This window comes from Acinetobacter sp. CY73 (genome assembly GCF_059515865.1).
Genome location: NZ_JCAKMZ010000002.1, coordinates 223053 through 244174, shown reverse-complemented (window position 1 = coordinate 244174; position 21122 = coordinate 223053). Strand labels below are relative to the sequence as shown.

23 protein-coding genes are annotated in these 21122 nt (G+C 39.0%); 12 read left to right on the top strand and 11 right to left on the bottom strand.

Annotated elements, in window-relative coordinates:
• Positions 1–493 precede the first annotated feature (493 nt).
• Genes AC5YD2_RS02580 through AC5YD2_RS02570 form a run of 3 tightly spaced genes read right to left on the bottom strand, consistent with a single transcriptional unit; the run spans position 494 to position 3312 of the window.
• A complete protein-coding gene (locus AC5YD2_RS02580) occupies positions 494–1564 on the bottom strand; it encodes a DUF6670 family protein (protein WP_496124802.1) in 1071 nt (356 codons plus the stop codon).
• 27 nt (positions 1565–1591) lie between these two features.
• Positions 1592–2413: a CDP-diacylglycerol--serine O-phosphatidyltransferase gene (pssA, locus tag AC5YD2_RS02575; protein WP_496124801.1), complete on the bottom strand. Its 822-nt coding sequence runs from the start codon at positions 2411–2413 to the stop codon at positions 1592–1594.
• Positions 2414–2454: 41 nt separating this feature from the next.
• Complete coding sequence (locus AC5YD2_RS02570; protein ID WP_496124800.1) at positions 2455–3312, bottom strand: 23S rRNA (adenine(2030)-N(6))-methyltransferase RlmJ; 858 nt, start codon at positions 3310–3312, stop codon at positions 2455–2457.
• Between the two features lie 116 nt (positions 3313–3428).
• Between AC5YD2_RS02570 and AC5YD2_RS02565 the strand changes: the two genes are divergently transcribed.
• Both AC5YD2_RS02565 and AC5YD2_RS02560 read left to right on the top strand, forming a co-directional pair.
• The gene (locus AC5YD2_RS02565) at positions 3429–4031 is read left to right on the top strand and encodes a 2OG-Fe(II) oxygenase (RefSeq protein ID WP_496124799.1); all 603 of its coding nucleotides are present in this window, start codon (positions 3429–3431) and stop codon (positions 4029–4031) included.
• A gap of 129 nt (positions 4032–4160) precedes the next feature.
• Positions 4161–4688 (top strand): hypothetical protein, encoded by a 528-nt coding sequence (locus AC5YD2_RS02560; protein ID WP_496124798.1) that lies wholly within the window; start codon positions 4161–4163, stop codon positions 4686–4688.
• A 189-nt stretch (positions 4689–4877) separates the two neighbouring features.
• Here AC5YD2_RS02560 and AC5YD2_RS02555 read toward each other — a convergent pair whose 3' ends face one another.
• The 5 genes from AC5YD2_RS02555 to AC5YD2_RS02535 form a co-directional block, all read right to left on the bottom strand.
• Positions 4878–5129, bottom strand: coding sequence for a DUF2789 family protein (locus tag AC5YD2_RS02555; protein WP_496124814.1), 252 nt, complete (start codon positions 5127–5129; stop codon positions 4878–4880).
• Between the two features lie 150 nt (positions 5130–5279).
• Positions 5280–5528: a DUF2789 family protein gene (locus AC5YD2_RS02550; RefSeq protein WP_496124797.1), complete on the bottom strand. Its 249-nt coding sequence runs from the start codon at positions 5526–5528 to the stop codon at positions 5280–5282.
• Positions 5529–5711: 183 nt separating this feature from the next.
• Positions 5712–6698: a malate dehydrogenase gene (locus AC5YD2_RS02545; RefSeq protein WP_496124796.1), complete on the bottom strand. Its 987-nt coding sequence runs from the start codon at positions 6696–6698 to the stop codon at positions 5712–5714.
• A 167-nt stretch (positions 6699–6865) separates the two neighbouring features.
• Positions 6866–7531, bottom strand: coding sequence for a ribonuclease T2 family protein (locus AC5YD2_RS02540; protein ID WP_496124795.1), 666 nt, complete (start codon positions 7529–7531; stop codon positions 6866–6868).
• Between the two features lie 91 nt (positions 7532–7622).
• A complete protein-coding gene (locus AC5YD2_RS02535; protein ID WP_496124813.1) occupies positions 7623–9536 on the bottom strand; it encodes a lytic transglycosylase domain-containing protein in 1914 nt (637 codons plus the stop codon).
• 378 nt (positions 9537–9914) lie between these two features.
• Between AC5YD2_RS02535 and miaB the strand changes: the two genes are divergently transcribed.
• The 5 genes from miaB to AC5YD2_RS02510 all read left to right on the top strand — a co-directional run bounded on the left by miaB (position 9915) and on the right by AC5YD2_RS02510 (position 14728).
• Entirely contained in the window at positions 9915–11372 is a 1458-nt protein-coding gene (gene miaB, locus AC5YD2_RS02530; RefSeq protein WP_496124794.1) for a tRNA (N6-isopentenyl adenosine(37)-C2)-methylthiotransferase MiaB, read from the top strand.
• 39 nt (positions 11373–11411) lie between these two features.
• The gene (locus AC5YD2_RS02525; protein ID WP_496124793.1) at positions 11412–12524 is read left to right on the top strand and encodes a PhoH family protein; all 1113 of its coding nucleotides are present in this window, start codon (positions 11412–11414) and stop codon (positions 12522–12524) included.
• Between the two features lie 9 nt (positions 12525–12533).
• Entirely contained in the window at positions 12534–13019 is a 486-nt protein-coding gene (gene ybeY, locus AC5YD2_RS02520) for an rRNA maturation RNase YbeY (protein WP_496124792.1), read from the top strand.
• A 270-nt stretch (positions 13020–13289) separates the two neighbouring features.
• Entirely contained in the window at positions 13290–14396 is a 1107-nt protein-coding gene (locus tag AC5YD2_RS02515; RefSeq protein ID WP_496124791.1) for a mechanosensitive ion channel family protein, read from the top strand.
• Positions 14396–14728, top strand: coding sequence for an antibiotic biosynthesis monooxygenase family protein (locus AC5YD2_RS02510; protein ID WP_496124790.1), 333 nt, complete (start codon positions 14396–14398; stop codon positions 14726–14728). The genes AC5YD2_RS02515 and AC5YD2_RS02510 overlap by 1 nt, the downstream gene beginning before the upstream one ends.
• Here AC5YD2_RS02510 and AC5YD2_RS02505 read toward each other — a convergent pair.
• Both AC5YD2_RS02505 and AC5YD2_RS02500 read right to left on the bottom strand, forming a co-directional pair.
• Positions 14693–15130, bottom strand: coding sequence for a hypothetical protein (locus AC5YD2_RS02505; RefSeq protein ID WP_496124789.1), 438 nt, complete (start codon positions 15128–15130; stop codon positions 14693–14695). The genes AC5YD2_RS02510 and AC5YD2_RS02505 overlap by 36 nt on opposite strands.
• Before the next feature lie 19 nt (positions 15131–15149).
• Entirely contained in the window at positions 15150–16031 is an 882-nt protein-coding gene (locus AC5YD2_RS02500; protein WP_496124788.1) for an energy transducer TonB, read from the bottom strand.
• Positions 16032–16263: 232 nt separating this feature from the next.
• On the opposite strand from AC5YD2_RS02500, the gene AC5YD2_RS02495 reads away from it, so the two are divergent.
• The 4 genes from AC5YD2_RS02495 to AC5YD2_RS02480 all read left to right on the top strand — a co-directional run bounded on the left by AC5YD2_RS02495 (position 16264) and on the right by AC5YD2_RS02480 (position 19063).
• Complete coding sequence (locus tag AC5YD2_RS02495) at positions 16264–16941, top strand: hypothetical protein (protein WP_496124787.1); 678 nt, start codon at positions 16264–16266, stop codon at positions 16939–16941.
• 178 nt (positions 16942–17119) lie between these two features.
• Complete coding sequence (locus AC5YD2_RS02490; RefSeq protein ID WP_496124786.1) at positions 17120–17833, top strand: DUF3108 domain-containing protein; 714 nt, start codon at positions 17120–17122, stop codon at positions 17831–17833.
• 91 nt (positions 17834–17924) lie between these two features.
• A complete protein-coding gene (locus AC5YD2_RS02485; RefSeq protein WP_496124785.1) occupies positions 17925–18500 on the top strand; it encodes a xanthine phosphoribosyltransferase in 576 nt (191 codons plus the stop codon).
• 179 nt (positions 18501–18679) lie between these two features.
• Positions 18680–19063: a hypothetical protein gene (locus tag AC5YD2_RS02480; RefSeq protein WP_496124784.1), complete on the top strand. Its 384-nt coding sequence runs from the start codon at positions 18680–18682 to the stop codon at positions 19061–19063.
• Positions 19064–19136: 73 nt separating this feature from the next.
• Here the strand turns inward: AC5YD2_RS02480 and wrbA are convergent, their stop codons facing one another.
• On the bottom strand, positions 19137–19733 hold the full coding sequence (gene wrbA, locus AC5YD2_RS02475) for an NAD(P)H:quinone oxidoreductase (protein WP_496124783.1): 597 nt from the start codon (positions 19731–19733) through the stop codon (positions 19137–19139).
• 115 nt (positions 19734–19848) lie between these two features.
• On the opposite strand from wrbA, the gene AC5YD2_RS02470 reads away from it, so the two are divergent.
• Positions 19849–21093 carry a YihY family inner membrane protein gene (locus AC5YD2_RS02470; RefSeq protein ID WP_496124782.1) on the top strand — a complete coding sequence of 415 codons (1245 nt, stop codon included), beginning with the start codon at positions 19849–19851 and terminating at the stop codon, positions 21091–21093.
• Positions 21094–21122 lie beyond the last annotated feature (29 nt).

The window sequence follows — 21122 nt, the reverse complement described above, 5'->3', positions numbered from 1 at the left end:
TGCCGCCAGCGTTCAATCTGAGCCATGATCAAACTCTTCAGTTTAATATTGCTTAGTGCCTATAGGGCACCAATCTTGGCTCATCAATCTTCTGACAAATATTTCTCAAATAAACTTCGAGTCATTTTTACCATCAATCAATGAAAATAATTTCGATCAATCAATCAGTAAAAATCCACACAAGTTGTTCTTCATAATCTCTTAATGATCTTCTTGTTGGTTCGTCACCAGCAAGCTAGGTCGGCTATACTACTCTCTTTCGATAAATAGTCAACTGCAATTTCAAATTATTTTAAACTTTCTTTCTAAAACCCAACTTAATCATTTTAACTAAGTTACTGTTTTATCAGAAGTTTTAATCTTCATCACCGCCGATGGATGTGCATTCTACAGCATTTCAGATCAGGCACAACCCCTATTTTTAAATATTTTATAAAAAACATCACGAATGCTTATTTAATAATCAAAATTCTACTTTTCCTAGTATTCATGCTTATTTTTTGAGTGTACATGGCATAGGATTTGCTAATTCTTGTCTAACGTTTTGATCTTGATGCTGCTCTTGCCACTTGAGTGACCGACAATCGATGTATTCACAATAGGCGGATTTACCACTTTCACTATATCCATCGATCTCAACTGTATAGCAATAACTGCCTACATAACCTGCAGCTAAGCCAAATTTGTAATCCCCTCGGCTCTCACCGATGACTCTAATTGTTTTGCCGTCTGTTTTTAAATTCCATTCAAATTCACGTGGTAAATACATTTCATGTCCATTCGGGGTTTTTACCTTTGGATATACACGTAGAACCTTGAAATGAACATTTTCATCAAACATTTCTGATGTACCCGCGCTTAAATCTCTCAAATACATACGCGATTGAACAATTTGATTGAAGCTATTTCTAATTTGAGCAAGTAAAAGTTGTTTACGGTTGTCTAAGTTAATAATTTGATAAGTGAAAAAATTCAAAGGTAGATAGGGAATATTAATCGCTCTTGCAAACTCGAATGAACCGAGTTGATCAATAATATATCGCTCACCTTTATAGTTAATTTCACCCTGACATCTACACAATAATGACCAATGATCAAATAGACCCAGCTTCAACTTGGTGAAATGCGAAATGATGGGGTAGGTTTCGATCTCCAAATTGACTGATAGCTCATTATCTTCACGTGTCAAATTAAAATGTGGAATCGCTCCAGTTAATCTCTCTTTTGAACCAAAGCTGAATTCATTTGATCTAATCTCACAATCATCTTGAATAGAATAACCATGAAAATGTCCGACCATATGTGGGCTGACACTGGTGATTAACGAAACGCTATCTAAAGGATAGGTTTTGATTGCGTATGGATTACGAATCATGGGGATATTAGGCTGACCAATAATGGTCAAAAAATTAAAATAATGAAGCGGTGCAGGTAAACCAGGAATCATCAATCCTTGATGAATAATTTTATAACGACCTTTAGGTCCGTGGTAATCAAGCTTTAAGGGAAACTGAGCTTGATTCTGTTGTTTGGATTCATCGACTAAATTCATTAACAACTGCATCTCAAGCTCCTTTTATAATAATTTTCTCTATGCGGAATTTTTCCGCGCCATAAATGTAGTCACAAAACCAGATAATGCATAAGCAATCGAAAGCACTAAAATTCCAACTGGAATGTTGTAAGTGATGGCGGCAAATATAAAGACAATAATGGGCAGTACGGCAAACGGTACACGCTTACGATCTACTGTCTTAAAAGAATAGTACTTAATGTTTGAAATCATCAACAGTCCAACTGCAACAATGAGTACAGCATTGATGACTTGAATACCTGTTTCACGTAAATCAAAAATTTCTGGAAAATCTCGTCCCACCCAAACCATTGAAATAATCATGATCGCAGCCAAAGGACTTGCAACACCAATAAAGTAACGCTTATCGACCACACCAATTTGCACATTAAAACGGGCTAAACGGAATGCCGCACACGCGGTATAAACAAAACAACATGCCAATCCAATTCGACCGAGATCATGCAAACTCCAGCTATACATTAAAATCGCAGGTGCAACACCGAAAGCCAGCAAATCAGAAAGTGAGTCGTACTGTTCACCAAAAGCACTTTGAGCTCCAATGGCACGAGCCACTCGCCCATCCAAGCCATCTAAAAGCGCAGCAAGAAAAATTGCGTAAATGGCTTGAACAAAATCACCATTCATACTCGCGATTATCGAGTAGAAACCTGACAACAACGCAGCGGTTGTAATCAGGTTTGGCCACAGGTAGATTCCACGACGTTTAACCTTTTGCCCTTCTTGGGTATGCTCCTCTTCTTCAACTTCAAACGTGATTCCATCAAATGGAATTTCACGCTTGGAAGAGTCGCTTTCAGGCTTATTTATATTTGTCATTGTCGTCTATCCTAACTGTAACCTTAAAGAATGTTTAAAATTTATTCGCCGACTAACCAGCGCACGGCAGCATGACCACCATTTTCAGTCATACGTAAATGCGGGAATAACCATTGCAATGCTTCATCCGCATCTTGTGAGAACTTCCAAGGTGGATTGATCACCAGCAAAGCACAACCATTTAAGCCAACTGGGGTGTCATCTGGCCATACGCAAATTTCACAAACCAACTGACGGCGAATGCCTGTTTTCATCATTTTCTTTTCAAAACGATCAATCATGGCACGATCTTTAATTGGGTACCACACGGCAAAACAACCTGTCGGCCATTTTTTATGAGCTGCATAAAGCAATTCAACGAGTTGTGGGAAATCCTTACGTTCTAATTCATAAGGCGGATCGATCATCACCAAACCACGTTTTTCTTTTGGTGGAATCACACCCAATAAACCTTCATACGCATCACGCTCATGCAGACCTGCACGGCGATCACGAATATTCATATACAACTGCTGAAATACATCTTTTTGCATTTCAAAAATAGTCGCTTTATCAATATCTCGCATCCCTTCAAGTGCGAACCACGGAGAACCTGGGTAAGCACCTTTACCAGAAGCCTCACGCATATCCTGAACGACTTTTAGATATTGTTTTACACCTTCAGGCGCATTACGGATAATTGAATCGTCAAGCTTTACCAAACGATGAATACCGTTTAAAAATTCACCAGACTTTTGCGCTGCAGATGTAGAGAGATCATATTTACCTGCACCACCATGTGTATCTACATAGCGATAAGGTTTATCTTTAGCGTTTAAACGTGTCAAAAGTTGAAGCAATAACACATGTTTCATGACATCGGCAAAGTTGCCTGCATGGAAATGGTGACGGTAATTCATGTTCAGATTAATTCCTAAGTTCAATCGGTATTTTAGCACGAAAAAAATATTCTTCACTGTCCATCGAATGCTCTAAGATAGACATGAATAATTTTGTATTTAAATTGATGGCTTTTATGAACAGTTTTTCTCTGCCAAATACATGGGATATCGATCAAATCATTGAAGATTTTGATCATCAGGGATTTAGTATTTTAGATCATGCCTATCCACAAAATTATGTTCAAGATTTAATCGATGAATGCTATTCAAATCTAAATCAATTTCGTGAAGCAGCCATTCAAAACGGTATTGTTAGCAATATTCGTAGTGATCATATTTTGTGGATCAATGACGATTTAAAGATGGCTCAATACCATATTCAATCACTTGAAGCCTTGTCTCAACAATTTAACCGTGCTTTTTATCTCGGGATTAAAGAAGTTGAAGCTCATTTTGCATGTTATAACGCAGGTGAATTTTATGCTTTACATCGAGACAACCCACAAGGCAAAAATGGTCGAATCATTTCTTCAGTCTATTATCTCCATGAAGATTGGCAAGATGACTGGGGTGGTGAATTACGCTTACAAGATAAAAATGACCATTGGCATACCATTCAGCCAAAACCCAATCGTATTGCATTGTTTCAAAGTGATCTTTTACATGAGGTGCTTTTGTCAAAGCAACAACGCTTATCCATCACAGCATGGCTTAGACAAAGTGACGGACTGTTCTAATTGAAGTTAGACGTATTCGCTAAAATAACAACCTAGTTATAGCGTGTCTTAAATATGAGATTGTGTTTATCCTTTAAATTTTAGAATCAATCCCGATATACTCTGCACTGATCACTAAGGTATAGGCTCATGTTAAAAAATACTCAACAAATTGTCGCTCGTATTGGTGAGACAGATCAGTTGTATTTAGAAAACAATACGCCTGAACTTGCCTTGGAGCGCGCTAATTTAAGATTTGAATTGGTTAAATTTAGCCAAGTTCGCCAAGAACAAATTCACTTTTTACAAGAAGGTATTGTTCTACTCGAACAGGCGCGTGTTGAATACGAAGAAATTCCTATGTCACTTTATTTAGATTTATCGCTCGCTTTAGCTCAAGCCTATTTGCAGTATTATGACATTACCCAAGAAAAGCATCTGACTTTAATCGCTCAGCAGATTTTAAAACCGCTTACTTCGCATAATCGTGGTGACATCTTACTGTCACTTGCACATAGTTGTGCGGAAAAGAAAGAACTGGCATTAACACGTCATTGGCTGGCCAAATACAGTAAAACTGCCGACTTCGATTTGGAAACTTTAAAAAATCATCGTGCCTTTGATTCACTTAAAGAGGAACTTTGGTTTTCTAAACTTATTCAATCTAAGCTACATTAAACTTTAGTTCTGTTGAATATCAGAAATAGCTCGACCCATAAAAAAACGCCTTAAACAAGGCGTTTTTTTATGATTAAAGAAAAGTTAAAACTTAGATTCAAATGAAACAAATGTTCTCCTCCCTTTACGACCAATGAAATAAAAAAGCAAAATTTTAAAAAAATAAGAAACTCACTTAAATTCTGAAAATCAAACCACTTTGATTCGATATGAATCCATATGTAATTGTTGATTCAGCTCATCAATCCATAATGCCCAATCATCATCTTGAACCAAATGACTGATGAGAAAATCTCGCTGAGACTTATTCCAAAATGGCGCATCATGCAAATTTTCTGAAGCTTTAAGTTGATGTGTCCGTACATATAACTCAATTGCAGCAGCACTATTGGCTAAACCCAACTGAGAAAATAAAAGCTCCAATGAAGGTTTAGGTGACATATTTCTAGACATATCCATTTGGCCTCCTTATCAAACTCTCTGTCATGCTTTATTCAAATAACTTATAAGATTTTTATAAAAAAACCTAGCATTAAAACTAGGTTTGTTGTTTCTAATTGTGACTAAATTTTACACAGAATCATCAACAATTTAAGGCAGCTTTTTTATGTTGTGGTTGAGCAGTTCATTTAGGGTATCAACAACGATGGCCCATTCATCATCCTTTTGCCAATGACTGGACAAAAAATTGCGTTGTGAATCCGTCCAAAAATCAGCCTCATGCATCATTACACCTTCAGGTAGCTGATGCTTTAACACAAATTCATCGATTGAAGCTGAATCTGAAGGAAGCCCCAATTGATCAAAAAGCAATTCCAAAGTCGGGTGTTGATCAAACATTTTATTCTCCAATAAAATTCTAGTTATTCGTTTCTTAACCATAGCGTTGTTAAAAAATAAGTTCAGCTATATTCAATTATCAGCATGTTAAGTTTTGTAGAGTGCTCAGCATTAATGATTTTATGGACATAAAAAAAAGCACCTCAGATGAGATGCTTTTTCAACTTAATTTATCAGATTAAATTATTTAACCATATCTGCAATCGCAGCACGTTCTTCTTCTAACTCATTAAGCGTGAAGTTGATACGCTCACGGCTGAATTCGTCGATTTCAAGACCTTGAACGATTTTGTATTCACCGTTTTCACAAGTAACAGGGAAACCGAACATTACGCCTTCTGGAATACCATAAGAACCATCTGAAGGAATACCCATCGTTACCCATTCGCCATTTGTGCCAAGAGCCCAATCGCGCATATGGTCGATTGCAGCATTAGCAGCAGAAGCAGCAGAAGACAAACCACGCGCTTCGATAATCGCAGCACCACGTTTACCAACAGTCGGAAGGAACGTATTTGCATTCCATTCTTGATCGTTGATCATGTCTTTTACGCTTTCGCCATTGATTGTCGCGAAACGGTAGTCAGCATACATTGTTGGAGAGTGGTTACCCCAAACTGTAAGGTTTTTAATGTCTTTAACCGCTTTACCCGTTTTTGCAGCAATTTGAGATGCAGCGCGGTTGTGGTCAAGACGCAACATTGCTGTAAAGTTTTTCACTGGAAGATCTGGAGCAGATTTCATTGCGATGTAAGCGTTAGTGTTTGCAGGGTTACCTACAACAAGTACTTTAACGTCACGGCTAGCAACTTCGTTCAATGCTTGGCCTTGACCGATGAAGATCTCACCATTCACTTTAAGAAGATCAGCACGTTCCATACCTGGACCACGTGGACGTGAACCAACCAATAGAGCATAGTCAGCATCTTTGAATGCAACTTTAGGATCATCAGTACCAACCATACCTTCTAAAAGAGGGAATGCACAGTCTTGAAGTTCCATCATCACGCCTTTAAGCGCTTGTTGAGCTTTCTCAAAAGGAACTTCGAGCAATTGCAAAATAACTGGTTGATCTTTACCTAACATCTCGCCACTTGCGATACGGAATAATAGGCTATAACCAATTTGACCTGCTGCGCCAGTTACGGCAACACGAACTGCTTGCTTCATCTAATTATCTCCAATTGAGGATCTTCAATGTGATTAAACCGTTAGTATTTAATCTAATAATCATAAACGCGGAAGATTGTACTCCAATCATTCCATGGATGCATCGAAAAGCGCATAAAATTCAACAAAAGTCTGATAGAAAATATAAATAGATAGCTAAAAATAGATCAGTAAGATCCCTGAATCATGAACGTTTTTGGACAATCTAAAGTTTGGCTATTGCTACATTGCTTATACTGACCATTCACTTTGTAACACACTTGAATATTCGTCAAAACTACCTGTCTTTTGGAATTAGTAGCACAACTGAACTGAATACTGTCTTTTTGTAGTTTAGGATTGAGTCGATAAAACTGACTTTTCAAGGTGCTTTGCTGAACGGTTTTATTATCCACGCCAGTAAGATCATCTGGAATTTTAAGATTCTGTGCTTTATTAATAATGTCTCTAAAATATTGACTCGCATTCATGGGTACACACCCTCCGATACTACGCCACAAGTTCATTCGTGCGTTTTCATCTGGCATGACACGTGCCACAACCTTAGTTTGTATAGGTGACAATTTTGCAGAAGAAGAAGTCGTACAATTACGCTGTGGAGTTTCAGGTAATAACCCTGTAATTGTGAGTGAATAGCCTTCCAAGCATTTACGTTGCTTAACTTTAGTTTTATCAATCGAACAAATCGCAGGTGTCATTTGGATATGCATGACATAGCCTTGCAGACCTTTGGAAGATGCTAATGCCTGAAATGAAGTTACAGAGCTTCCGACACCGACTAAAATCAGTGATTGAATCAATTTGCGACTGGTTCGGAAGCTGAATCTTTTCATAAATTGAAACATGCCTAAGCAACGTTGATCGGACTTTATTTGATCGCTATATCAATAACGATTGAAACCACTCTAAACAAATCATCACCAACTATTGTGAACTACGAACAGGAATCGGGGGCATACGACTTTCAATGGCTTGCGGTCCTTGCCCCAGTAAAACACCATAATGTGCAGCATTAGCCATCACTTTTTTGACATAGTCTCGTGTTTCATTTAATGGAATGGATTCTGTATATTGATCTGCTGCAATGGATTGAAATTCAGGTTGCCAACGGCGTGCTCGATTGGGTCCTGCATTATACCCTGCTGTTGCCAATACAGGACTATCACTCAATTGACTCTGAATCATTGAAAGGTAGTATGTTCCGTAACGAATATTGGTATTCATATCTGAGAGTGCAGCAGGGTTATAGGTCTCACCCATTTTACGAGCGACTAAGCGTGCAGTATCGGGCATGATCTGCATCAAGCCACCTGCTCCAACATGGGATCGAGCATTGGTGACAAAGCGACTCTCTTGACGCATCAAACCATAGGCCCATGATGGATCAATACCCGCATTTCGGCTATGACTCACCACAGTACTTTGATGGGGTGTTGGATAACGATACGAATAATTGTGCTTATTCGTCGTACGCTCTGCGGCATAAATCGCTCGATCATGCCACCCCATTTCAGTGGCTCGTTTTGCTGCAGCTAAAATCAAACCATCATCTTGTTTTAAATACGCCTGACGAACAGCCCAATTCCACTCTCGGTTGGTATAAGTATCATTGGCATTAATATTTTTTAATGCAAAAGCTCGGCGGAAATGAATATCTTGATTCAAACGCTGCATATCATTTGCAGAGGGTTGTGAACGGTCTTGTGCTTCGTTATAACGAATACCCAAATGATCCTTGGCCAATAAATGATGATATTCATCACCCGCCGCTGCTAAACGTTGATAAATTTGTTTGGCTGTTTGCTTAGAAGCATTGTCAGCTTTTTTCTCTGAAGCACGAGCAAGCCAATATTGCCAACGATCCTCTTGCTGTTGACTCACACTCATACTATCTATGGCACGAATCACACTTTCCCAACTTCCAAAGCGTACAGCTTGGCGTGCATAAATTTCGGCCTCTTCTGGTGTAAATGGCACACCATAGCTCGAATCAAATAGATTCAGTACTTCACGATTGAAGTTATTCTTCATCACCGTTGTTCCACCGATATAAGCCACTGTACGATTTAAATACTTTTGCACATCTGCTGGAACGCCTTGTAAGGCTTTCGGTAAAGTTTGAATCGCTGAAGTTAAGTCATTATTTGCTACACGACCCAAGGCAAAGACTAGATAGGCATGATCAGTGGCGTTATTTTTCGGTGCTGCCCACAAGTAATTTAAAGGGTCAGCTTGAATTTGATTCAACTGTCCGAGCGATAACGATACGCCAAGCGTTTGCGCAGTCGCAATTGCCTGACCTGATTGCCCTGCACGAAGTAGCGCATACAGACGTTGCTGACGATCAACATTGGTCAATAATGGACTAGACAGCATCATACGCCCCAAGCCTTGACATGACTCAGGCTGGGATTCAGTTTTTAGCCATACATCTTTATATTCAGCAAAAACGAGTGAATCCCCTGTCTTCGCTCTGACTTGAGCAATGGCACAGTTCTCTGCTTGATCGGCATTGGAAATGTATTGGAGAATGGGTTGGGCACTATTAAAATCCGCTTGTTTTACTTTTTCTTCCACATAATCAGCGGATAGCTTTTCCGCCATTGCAGATTGCGGATAGCGTTGAGCGAAGCTCGAAATACTATTGGGATTTTGAAATGCTAAATTTGCATTGAGTTGCCAATATTCTGGGTAATATCCCAAGGCATCATTTTGCATTGAACTACGATATTGTTCGAGTGCAGAAATATTTCCTGAATTTGCCAAACGCAGTGCATCATTAAATTGCTCTTCAGCAGCTTGTAGAGCCGTCACGCTTGATAAAGCCAACAAGCCCATCAAATAAGAATTTAAATGCTTATACTTTAATATTTTTTTTGACACGCTTTCACTCTCAATTCGGATCTTTCTTTGATGATCAGGTTTTGGCTTGGATTTTCACTTATTTCAAACGCATTACGATCTTTTGGAGTAGTTTAATAACTCTTGAAGCATTGTACTGTTGTGTTATGTAAACTGCTGATTCAGCTATATTAATTTAAACCATTTTTTACATAATAAGTAGTTTGCATGAAGAAACAATTATTTTTTCATGCACCTACTGATAAATACTGTAAAATACTGCGCTTTTGTTGAATCCCGCTTTTGTCGAATCCTGAGTTCCTAGATTTGACATGATGTAGAATTAACTATCCCTAATATAGGAAATACGCCTTCATGACGGTTCAAACCTTCATCCCCAATAGTGCCCAAGCTGCCTCAGAAAACACTGTTACCCAGCCACAGCACACCCCAGCCATCGATGGTTCAGTTAAAAAACTGTATATTGAAACGCAAGGGTGTCAGATGAATGAGTATGACAGTCACCGTATGGCAGATTTGTTAGGCGATTCGCATGGTTATGTGCTAACCACTGACCCAAAAGAAGCTGACATCTTGCTCATGAATACCTGTTCAATTCGTGAAAAAGCACAAGAAAAAGTATTCTCTGAACTGGGTCGTTGGCGCAAATTGAAAGAAAAAAATCCTGATCTTGTGATTGGGGTCGGTGGGTGTGTAGCCTCTCAAGAAGGTGACAACATTCAAAAACGCGCACCTTATGTCGATATGGTTTTTGGTCCACAGACCTTGCATCGCTTGCCACAGATGCTAGATCAACATAGCGATCAGATTGAAAAACCGAAAAAAGAAAAAATCAAATTGGTGGATATTTCATTCCCTGATATCGAAAAATTTGATTTTTTGCCTGAACCGCGCGTTGAAGGCTTTAAAGCCTTTGTTTCGATTATGGAAGGCTGTTCAAAATATTGTTCATTCTGTGTTGTGCCCTACACACGCGGCGAAGAAGTTTCTCGTCCTTTAGACGATGTGTTGGCTGAGATTGCAGGACTCGCCGAAAAAGGCGTTCGTGAAATTTCATTACTCGGTCAAAACGTGAATGGCTACCGTGGTGAAACCTTTGAAGGTGAAATTTGCACCTTTGCCGATTTACTTCGCATGGTTGCAGAAATTCCAGGCATTGGTCGCTTACGCTATACCACTTCACATCCGCTCGAATTTAACGATGATTTGATCCAATGCTATCGTGATTTACCACAAATGGTTTCACATTTACATTTGCCAGTTCAGAGTGGCTCAAATGATGTCCTGAAAGGCATGAAACGTAATCATACGATTGATGTATATATTGACAAAATTGCCAAACTGCGTAAAGCACGTCCAGATATGCATTTGTCTTCAGACTTTATTATTGGTTTCCCAGGTGAGACCGATGAGAACTTTGAAGAAACATTCCAGTTTATTCAAGATTTAGATTTCGATCATTCTTATAGTTTTATCTACTCTAAACGTCCAGGTACGCCTGCTTCTGAGTTAGAAGACACAACACCTGAAGAAGTGAAAAAGGAGCGTTTGGCTAGAGTCCAAAAATGGATCAAACGTTCTAGTATTGATAAAACAGATGCAATGCTCGGTACAATTCAACGTGTCTTGATTGAAAAAATTTCTGACAAAGATCCAAACTTATTGGTCGGTACGGCGGACAATACACGTTATGTCACATTTATCGGTGATGCATCATGGGTGGGACGCTTTGCAGAGATTGAGATTACTGAAATTAAAACCTTGAATTTAGTTTACGGTGAACTCTTGAATCTTGAACCCGACGTGGCGTAATGTAAGGGTATCGGTTTACCTGACACAAAAGGATATCTCTTGACTGCAGCGATTCGACGTACAGTGGCTTTTCCCGGAGTTTCAATGGAGCGTTTAAAAAGCATGCTCGGTGCTTATAACGGACATTTGAAGCAAATCGAACAACGTTTAGATGTCAAAATTGCCCAACGTGGAGATAGTTTCTATATCGACGGTGGCATTGATGAAGTTGAGAGAGCTGAGATTTTGTTGCAGCGACTGCATGAAGAAGCAGAAACTTCATCTCAAATCAGTGCAGATGTGATTCATCTGATGATTCAAGGTAGCCAGACTGATCGTGAGCTTCAGGAAGATTTTTCTGACAACGAACACAGTGGCTTGGATGAAGTTTGGCTTCAGACTCGCAAAGGTCGAATTAACCCGCGTGGTGCCAATCAAAAACGTTACGTCCAGCGTATTTTGCAAAGTGATATTTCGTTTGGTATTGGTCCCGCAGGTACAGGTAAGACCTATCTTGCGGTAGCCGCCGCTGTAGATATGCTTGAACGCAATGAAATTCAACGTATCCTTTTGGTTCGACCTGCTGTTGAAGCCGGTGAAAAACTGGGTTTTTTACCGGGTGATTTAAGTCAAAAAATTGATCCTTATTTACGTCCTTTGTACGATGCTTTGTATGAAATGCTCGGCTTCGAAAAAGTCGCAAAACTGATTGAACGTCAGATTATTGAAGTTGCACCACTCGCCTATATGCGTGGTCGTACACTCAATCATTCGTTCGTCATTCTGGATGAAGCACAAAACACCACGCCTGAACAAATGAAAATGTTCCTCACCCGTTTAGGTTTTGGTTCCCGTGCAGTCATCACAGGTGATGTGACTCAAGTCGATTTACCCCGTGGTCAACAGTCTGGTTTAGCGCATTGTTTGCGTGTACTGGAAAATGTAAAAGAAATTCACATTACGCGTTTTCATTCCCGTGATGTGGTTCGTCATCAGTTGGTACAAAAAATTGTTGAAGCCTATGAAGGCTGGGACAGTGAACAAAATCGCTTAACCGCTTCAGCTCGCGCTGAACGCAAGGCATTGCAAGCCGCTTTAATCTCCGAAAATGACTCTGCTGCCGATGCTCAGCATCAGCAAGAGACACCAACCCTTCCTCAGGAAAATGTTTAAGGACAAGTCTTGAAACTTAGCCTATCGTTACAGCAATCGTTTGAAGCATCTGAATTGGTGCTCAAACGCGCTTATGTTAAAAAAATTATTGAAACCACTTTACGCCACATCGACACACAAAGTAATTGTGAAGTGGGGATTGCCTGTGTGGATAATGAAGCAAGTCATAAACTCAATTTGGAATATCGTGGCAAAGACAAGCCTACCAATGTGTTGTCTTTCCCCAGTGAACTTCCCGATGAAATGGCGGCAGTTTTAGACTCTTTTCCACTCGGTGATCTGGTGATTTGTATTCCTGTCGTATTACAAGAAGCTGAAGAACAAGGCAAAGTTCCTCTGACTCACTTCACCCATATGCTGGTACATGGCACGTTGCATTTAATGGGATACGATCATGAAACCTCGGATGAAGATGCTGAAGAGATGGAAGCTTTAGAAATTGAGATTTTAGCCAAGCTCGGTTTTGACAATCCATACACCATTCAAGAAGGTTAGAATCTGATTCGTCAGGAAATCCAATGGGGATTTCCTGATTATTTTTTAAGAATACTCAAGAAATTAAAAAACACTCAATAAATTTTTTCATCATCCATATTCTAAAATTTCATTGTTGTAAATTGATATTGCCTACAACATTCAGAATCATCTTCAGACACTGACAAATTTATCCATTTAAAAAACTGAACACGTTCAAAACTCAACTATCCAGCTCTAGTAGATTTACCTATACTTTAATTCACAGTAGATATAGCCAATAATAAAGACATGATGTTTGATCGCCTATTAACCGAGTTTTTAGAAGCCCTAAGACGCAGTATCTTTCTGAGCATCGGTGCGCCTGAAAATCATGATTTGAATTGGGATGTTTTAGCAGCCAAGCTTCTTAGTAAATTGGTCATCAGTATTGTCCTCATTGCTTTATTTTGGCTGCTCAGTCGTGGACTACGTAGATTGATTCAATCTATCTCAAAACGCTTTAGTGTGAATCCGATCATTACCAATGTGATCAATAACTCAATTCATTTCTTTTGGTTATTGGCATCGAGTATTACTGTTCTTTCTCAATTTGGCTTGTCAGAAAAATATCTACAAGCGCTATCCAGAGCTGCAATTGTTTCGTTGATTTTCTATGTCATTTGGATGCTATTTACCAAGCTGACCATGCGCTTTTTGGATCGTTTTTATATCGATGACTCACTGAAGCAGCTACTTCGAAACATCATATCGGTATTACTGGTGATCTTTGGTATCGCAGCAATCATGGCGCAGTTTGGTTTTAATATTATTTCGATCATGGCAGGTCTAGGGATTGTCGGGATTGCTGTCAGTTTCGCTGCACAGTCCACGCTGTCTAATTTTATTGCGGGGATTACGATTCTGATCGAACGCCCTTTTCACATTGGTGATTGGGTACGCATCAATAAGTTTGAAGGGAAAATCACGCAAATTTTACTGCGAACCACGCATATTCGAAATCGAGATAACCTCCTTATCATTATTCCCAACTCAACGGTTGCTAATGCTGAAGTCACCAATTTAACCGCCCACGAACGGATGCGATTTGAGAGCTATTGCCGTATTTCATTACAAGAAGATGTAGAGAAAGCACGCCAAGCGATTTTAGCGCGTTTGGATTTAGAGGATGAGTATTTAAAAATACCTGCGCCGAGTGTGGATGTCAGTCAGTTTGCAGAGTCTGGAATTGTTCTCATTGTGCGATATTGGCTTGAACCTTATCAAATGGAACGTTTGCCACGTATTCAAGAGAAACTTCTCGAACACGTGAAAGAAGCACTGCGAGATGCTGAAATTGATGTTCCTTTCCCACATCTCAAATTATTAACGGATCGATCTAAAGATGAGAATAAATAATGGCTAATTCTGTACGATACATTGTGATTTTTAAAGCCAAAATAAAAGCCGTAGATTCGAATTATTTTCAAATGGCTCAGAGTTTAAGAAATAAGGCTTTAAGCCAATTTAATTGTCAAAAATTTGAATCAATCTCCGAAAATAACTTTGAGATTGCTTTGTCTTATTGGAATTCCCTTGAGGATATTCATGCTTGGCACTTAGATGCTGAACACCAGATTGCTCAAAATACTGGAAAAGAAAAGTGGTATGAAAGTTTCAGTGTTGAGATTTGTGAAATTACACGCTCTTATTCATCAGGAAGTAAACAACAGTATAATCACGCTGGATAATCCAATCAATATAGCTCTAAAAACAACACCAATCAAAATAGCAATAAACCACTCTTTTTGACTAAAACGCAGATAATGTCCACCACATTGATTTTCTAATTTTTCAACTTCCTTACGTACCAAAAAAAAGTACCACAAAATTAGATACCAAAATGAAAACCCATTGGTTAACCCTGTATTGTTTGGAAATTGGATCATACAGAAAATCGAAAGCATCCAAATTAAAAAACCAGCAATTATCCAATTTCTTGCCTTTGACTGAGATTCCAAATCATTTAATTGTTTAGCATTTTTATATAACAAATAACTCCCAAATATAGGCGTAAACAATAATGCCCAACATCCAACAGCATTAGGATTCCATAATTTTAAATGTCTATTTTGTATTATATTTATATTCATATTTTCTAAGTCTAGTCGTTTAATTCACATCAAACTCAGATTCCGCAGGATCAAAACGCCAAGTCCGAACAATACGAAGCTCTGAAATATCTTTCATTTTTGCATCAAATGCCCCAAACGGCGCACCTCGACGGACTGAACTTTTTGCAGCTTCATCTAAAATATCATAACCTGAACTTTCAAGTAAACGAATGGCTCTAATCCCGCCAGATGCATTCAGGATTACCATTAAACGAACTTCACCTGATAAGCGTTGTTGTTTCGCCAGGTCTGGATAGTAGCGATTTCCATAGACTTCAACTTTCTCTCGAAATTTATCTAAGTATGCTGCTGAAGCATCTTGTTTTGCTTGCACACCATCGACTGTTTTAATTTTTTGTTGACGGCTGAAGTTCTGCTGCTTCTTGAGATACTGCGCTTCTAAGCTTGCAACCATGGCAGCTTTGGCTTGGAATTGGCTATTGAGCTCTTCCATTGCCTTTTTACGTTCACTGAGTTCTGCTTGTTTCTGCCAACTCAGCACCGTCATCAGTACTTTTTCTTCAAACTTTAACTCACGCTTTTGCTGTACTTGCTCCAGTGCTTGCAACTGTTGCTCACCTGCAGTGAGGTCTTCGGTTTGAGCTGGCATATCTGAAGCCATTCGATGTGCTTCACGAAAAGTTCCACTGCCCTGCTGATCTGCTTGAGCAAGAAAGTCAGCCTGCTTGATTTCCGTCTCGCTTGGTCGAATTGCCAGCGCAATTTCTTTACTTGCAATATCGCTTTCTGAAGGCATCGCAAATTGCAGAGATAAAAAAGCCAAATGTAAAACGGTCGCAGAAACCACAGCTCCAATAAACAGCTGATCTCGCCACCATAAGTTTCGTTGTTTCGGATATGCAATTATATTTTTTAACATGACATTAAACCGACAAAACACCCCAAGCAAAATTTTCAATTACACAAAATTCAGTTTATTCTTACATTTATTCAGTATAGTGTGACGCACCTAATACAATCAGAATCATAATGTTTAAACTATGAAAATGGTGCATTGAATTTTGCTAAACTGCAATGTTTATGCTCGTATTTTTTAATTTAACTGACAAAATTACGGTCGAACAAAATCAAGATGTTATGGATTGCTAAATATGCCAACGTTATTTTCAAATATTGCCAAACAATTCCGTAAGGTCTATCACAAAGCGGAAGGTTTTATCGAAGAAGAAAGAGAATTCCCTATTTCTCAGGTTTTTTTGAATGCGACTTTTAAAAAGTTCGTGACTGATAATGTACAAATTTTAGAAGATTTACATGCTGACTTACATGAAGATTGGTTACGTCTTTATGCAACGATTAACGTCAAAGGCTTACATACTATTTTGTCAGTTGATTTGAAATTGGTTCAAATGGAACTGAATAAAGACATGCAGCTCATCGTCTTTGAACAAATCAGTGAAACTGAAATTATTGAAGCAAAATTTCCAAACTTCTTAATGAAAATTGGTTTTAAATCGGCATTATTTTTCTATCAAAAGATATTGCGTAAAGATCCATTAGGTATCATTTTAGAAAAATTTGAAGTCATCAAAGTGAAAGATGACCTTCTACATTTGGATTTGAACCGCTGGTTAGGCAAGAATAAATCCATCATGGATGCGCTAAATAAAGTCCATGTCAATCATGCTGAGTTACGTGAAACTGAATTGGTCGTGATTGGGAATGTGAATTTAATGGCATTGTTTAGCAAGATGAATAGCGCTCGTGATGATGCGCCAGTCGTTGAAAAAGAACTTGATGATCAAGTCACCCCTATCGTCCAAAAGTAAATCCATTAAGATGAAGTGAATTTAAACCGATTGATTCGGCTAGACGATTTCGTCATATGCTGATGTAGGCATTTACACAAATTCACATATTTAACCTTAATCTTGATTTTTTCTTCTTTTTTGAGTCGCATACTTACCCTATCTGAGTCTTGTCGCATGATATGTAAAGGAAATTTTTATGGCTTTAATCGCAATCAAGAAATTAAGTGTAATCACAGGCGTGAGTACCGCAATTTTATTCGCAGGCTATTCGAGTCAAGCGCTTGCGATGAGTCCTTTCCAAGCAAGCTATCAATTTGCCTACAATGGTAAGAACTTAGGCTCTGCGACTCGAACTTTAAGTAAATCAGGTAATAATTGGACTTATGTGTTTGCAGCCAAAGCAGGTGCGATTGCTTCAGCGACAGAAACCAGTCGTTTTAGCCTCAATAATGGTCAAATTACCTCAGGGAATTTTAGCCGTACCAGTAAGATCCTGGTTCATAACAATACGATGAGCATTAAGTTCAATCCTAGTGCCAAAACCATTAACACCACCAAAGATAAAGAAAACCGTTCATTTGCATGGAAAGCCGGTGTCTTGGATGAGTTAAATGCAGAACTACAACTTCGTGAAGATTTAAAGGGCGGTGGTTTAAAGTCAAATTATTATCTTGCGGATGCAAAAGAAGTCGAAGCGCGCAAATTTGTCAAAGCAGGCAATGAAACAGTAAAAACCAATTATGGAACTTTTGATACAGTTAAGGTCGTCATGAAACATGACAAACCCGGTCGTGATACGATCTTTTGGTTAGCGCCTAAACTCGACTATCTTCCAGTAAAAGTCACCCATCAAGACAAGAAAACATCTTACGGGCTGTTACTCACTGGGTATAAAGGACCAAGTAATTAATCTTTTTTAATCGATTTTACTTGCTTTTTTCAAGATGCTTTTTAAAATACGCCTTTGCTTTTTTAAGCATCTTGCCTTAGAGGATTCTCCCGTGCACGCACTAGAACAGAAAATCTTGAGTGAAGGTATCGTTCTATCTGATCAAGTTTTGAAAGTTGATTCTTTCCTAAACCATCAAATTGACCCTGTAATGATGCAAAAAATTGGTCAAGAATTTGCTCGCCTATTTAAAGATGCAGGCATTACCAAGATCATTACAATCGAAGCTTCAGGTATTGCGCCTGCAGTGATGGCAGGTCTAGAACTCGGTGTCCCTGTTATATTTGCACGTAAATATCAATCTTTAACGCTTAAAGATGATCTTTATCGTTCTAAAGTGTTCTCTTTTACCAAACAAATTGAAAGCACGATTGCTATTTCTAAAAAGCACATCTCATCTGCAGATAAAGTTTTAGTGATTGATGACTTCTTGGCGAATGGTCAAGCTGCATTAGGTCTTGCTGACCTCATCCATCAAGCAGATGCATCTGTAGTGGGTATCGGCATTGTGATTGAAAAATCATTCCAAACTGGGCGTGATTTATTGCTTGAAAAAGGTTATCGCGTTGAATCATTGGCTCGTGTTCAATCACTTGCAAATGGTACTGTTGAATTTGTTCGTGATTAATCAGTAGATAAGAGCAAAATTGAGCGCCTAGTGCGCTCTTTTTTTATTTTAGACTTTTAATAATTTTGCAATTCGTCATTGTTTCATTGACATGACAAAACAACATAACTAAGTTTGGCTTTAGCATAAAATGCTGTAAATAAATTCATGCTTTAAACGGATCAATTGAGACAATGATGATGGAACACGAAATAAGCTGCCCCAAATGTGGATCTACTGAAGTGATTAAACGTGATCACGAACAATTTTTACAAAAAACGGGTGGCGTATTATTGTCTGCCGCAGGAACAACTGCAGGTACAGTTGGTGGTGCTGCTTCAGGTGCATCTATTGGTGCTGCCATTGGAACTGTTGCAGGTCCATTAGGAGTGATTGTTGGTGGCACAGTTGGAACTTTTGTTGGTGCAATCAGTGTCGGGATTACCGGTGGCTTCCTCGGTCATCGTTTCGGTAAAAAAGCCGGTGAAATTGTGGATAAAAACGTATTCTTAGATTTCCAGTGTCAAAAATGTAAGTACCGTTTTGAAGATCAAGCTAAGTCAAAAGATACAGCAGAAAAATAAGCGTTCAATGTACAAATAAAAAATGGGCGCTCTTGCCCATTTTTTAATGCATCAAATTCGACATATTCACCAATTAATTTACTTGTAGCTTTTTAACCACTTCACCTAATCGCTTCCCTTGTTCTATACACAGTAATTTTTCATCCATACTTATACTTTGATCATGACGTGGACCACTGACATGCGTTGCGCCATATGGTGTACCACCCGTCTTCGTATTCGATAAGGAGGAGTTGGCGTTGGTTAGTCCCATGATCATCATCCCGTGATGGAATAACGGTGGCAGCATGGTGAGCAAAGTACTTTCTTGTCCACCATGCATAGACCCTGAAGAACTAAATACACATGCCGGCTTACCATGCAAAGCGCCGTTCAACCAAAGACTGGTGGTTTGATCCAAGAAATATTTCATCTCACTGGCCATGTTGCCAAAACGTGTAGGTGAACCTAAGGCTAAACCTGAACAATGCTGTAGGTCTTCGAGTGTGCAGTAAATATCTCCATCTTCAGGAATACTCGGCGCTGCTACATTCACAACGGTTGAAATATTGGGAACTGTCCTAATTCTCGCCGTAACCCCCGATGCCTCGATTCCATCAGCAATCAAATGTGCCATTTCTTTGGTTGAACCATGTTTGCTGTAATAAAGAACAAGTACATATGTTTGCATAGGCGGATCTTTGAGATTAAAAAAGAAAACTATACGGTATTTTTCCGTTTTTTTGGGTAAGCTATGGGGTGAAAGCTTCATAAATTTAACGAAAAATAATAGAGAATGATGGTTTATGACGGATTTATTGAAAAAACTGCCTTTCTACGATAAAACGTGGTTTCAGTTTACCTTATTCGTTTTACGACGTTTTGAAAGTAATAACTGTCGTGAACAAGCGGGTTCTTTGACCTATACCACTCTATTTGCCGTCGTGCCGATGTTGACGGTTTTTTTGGTGATCATTTCGTCTATCAAGGCTTTAGAGCCTGCGAGACAACAACTCCAACAGTTGATCTATAGCAATTTTCTACCTAAAACCAGTATTGCCTTTGACAAAGCACTCAACTCTTTTACAGAAAATTCCAGCAATTTAACCATTATCGGAGTGCTGTTCCTCTTTATCACCACTGTGATGATGCTGACCAGTATTGAAACGGCTTTTAACCGGATTTGGCGAGTGAAAGAAACTCGAAATGGTCTTGTTGGTTTTATGCGCTATTGGACGATCATTTCTTTAGGTCCAATTTTATTGGGCAGTGCCTTTGTCATTTCATCTACATTGGCTTCTATGAATGTATTGAGCAATAATTTTGCGGGCTACGAAGTCGATGGTGCGGCATTACTTTGGCTCATCTCGATAGGTTTAACGATCGTTGGATTCTTTACCTTGTATTGGACCATTCCAAATCGTTCTGTGCCTGTTCGTGCTGCCATGATTGCAGCGGTATTTAGCGCGATCACCTTTGAATTACTCAAAAATTTATTCGGTTTTGTGATGGCGAATTTCACCAGTTATCAGTTGGTCTATGGTGCTTTTGCCGCAGTGCCGATTTTTCTACTGTGGATTTATTTATCGTGGAATGTCGTCTTACTTGGTGTCGAAATCAGTTATGCCCTCACTGCATTCCACACAGGTAAAACTGAAACTCGCCATCCAATATTGATGCTCTTAGACATGCTTGAATTGTTTTATAAAAAACAAAAAATGGGACAATCAGTGACCGATCAAGAAGCGTTAAATATCCTAGGTCGTGGTGAAATTGGTCGTTGGCCAACGTATGTCAAACTGCTTGAAAAGCAAAATGTGATTAAACGAACAGACAAGGATGATTATGTCCTCGTGCGTAATTTAGATCATTTGGATTTTTGGTCTTTCTATAAATCACTGCCTTATACACTTCCACGTCGTGAAGATGTAGAGCATGTGCATGAAGATGATGTATGGATGAAGCGAATTGGTCCTGCATTGATCGAATCTGACGAATATCTTGCTGCGAAGCTTTCGATACCCTTGTCGACTATTTTGGATGAGAAATAGAAGATCTGCCCCCCTTAAATAGTTCTAAA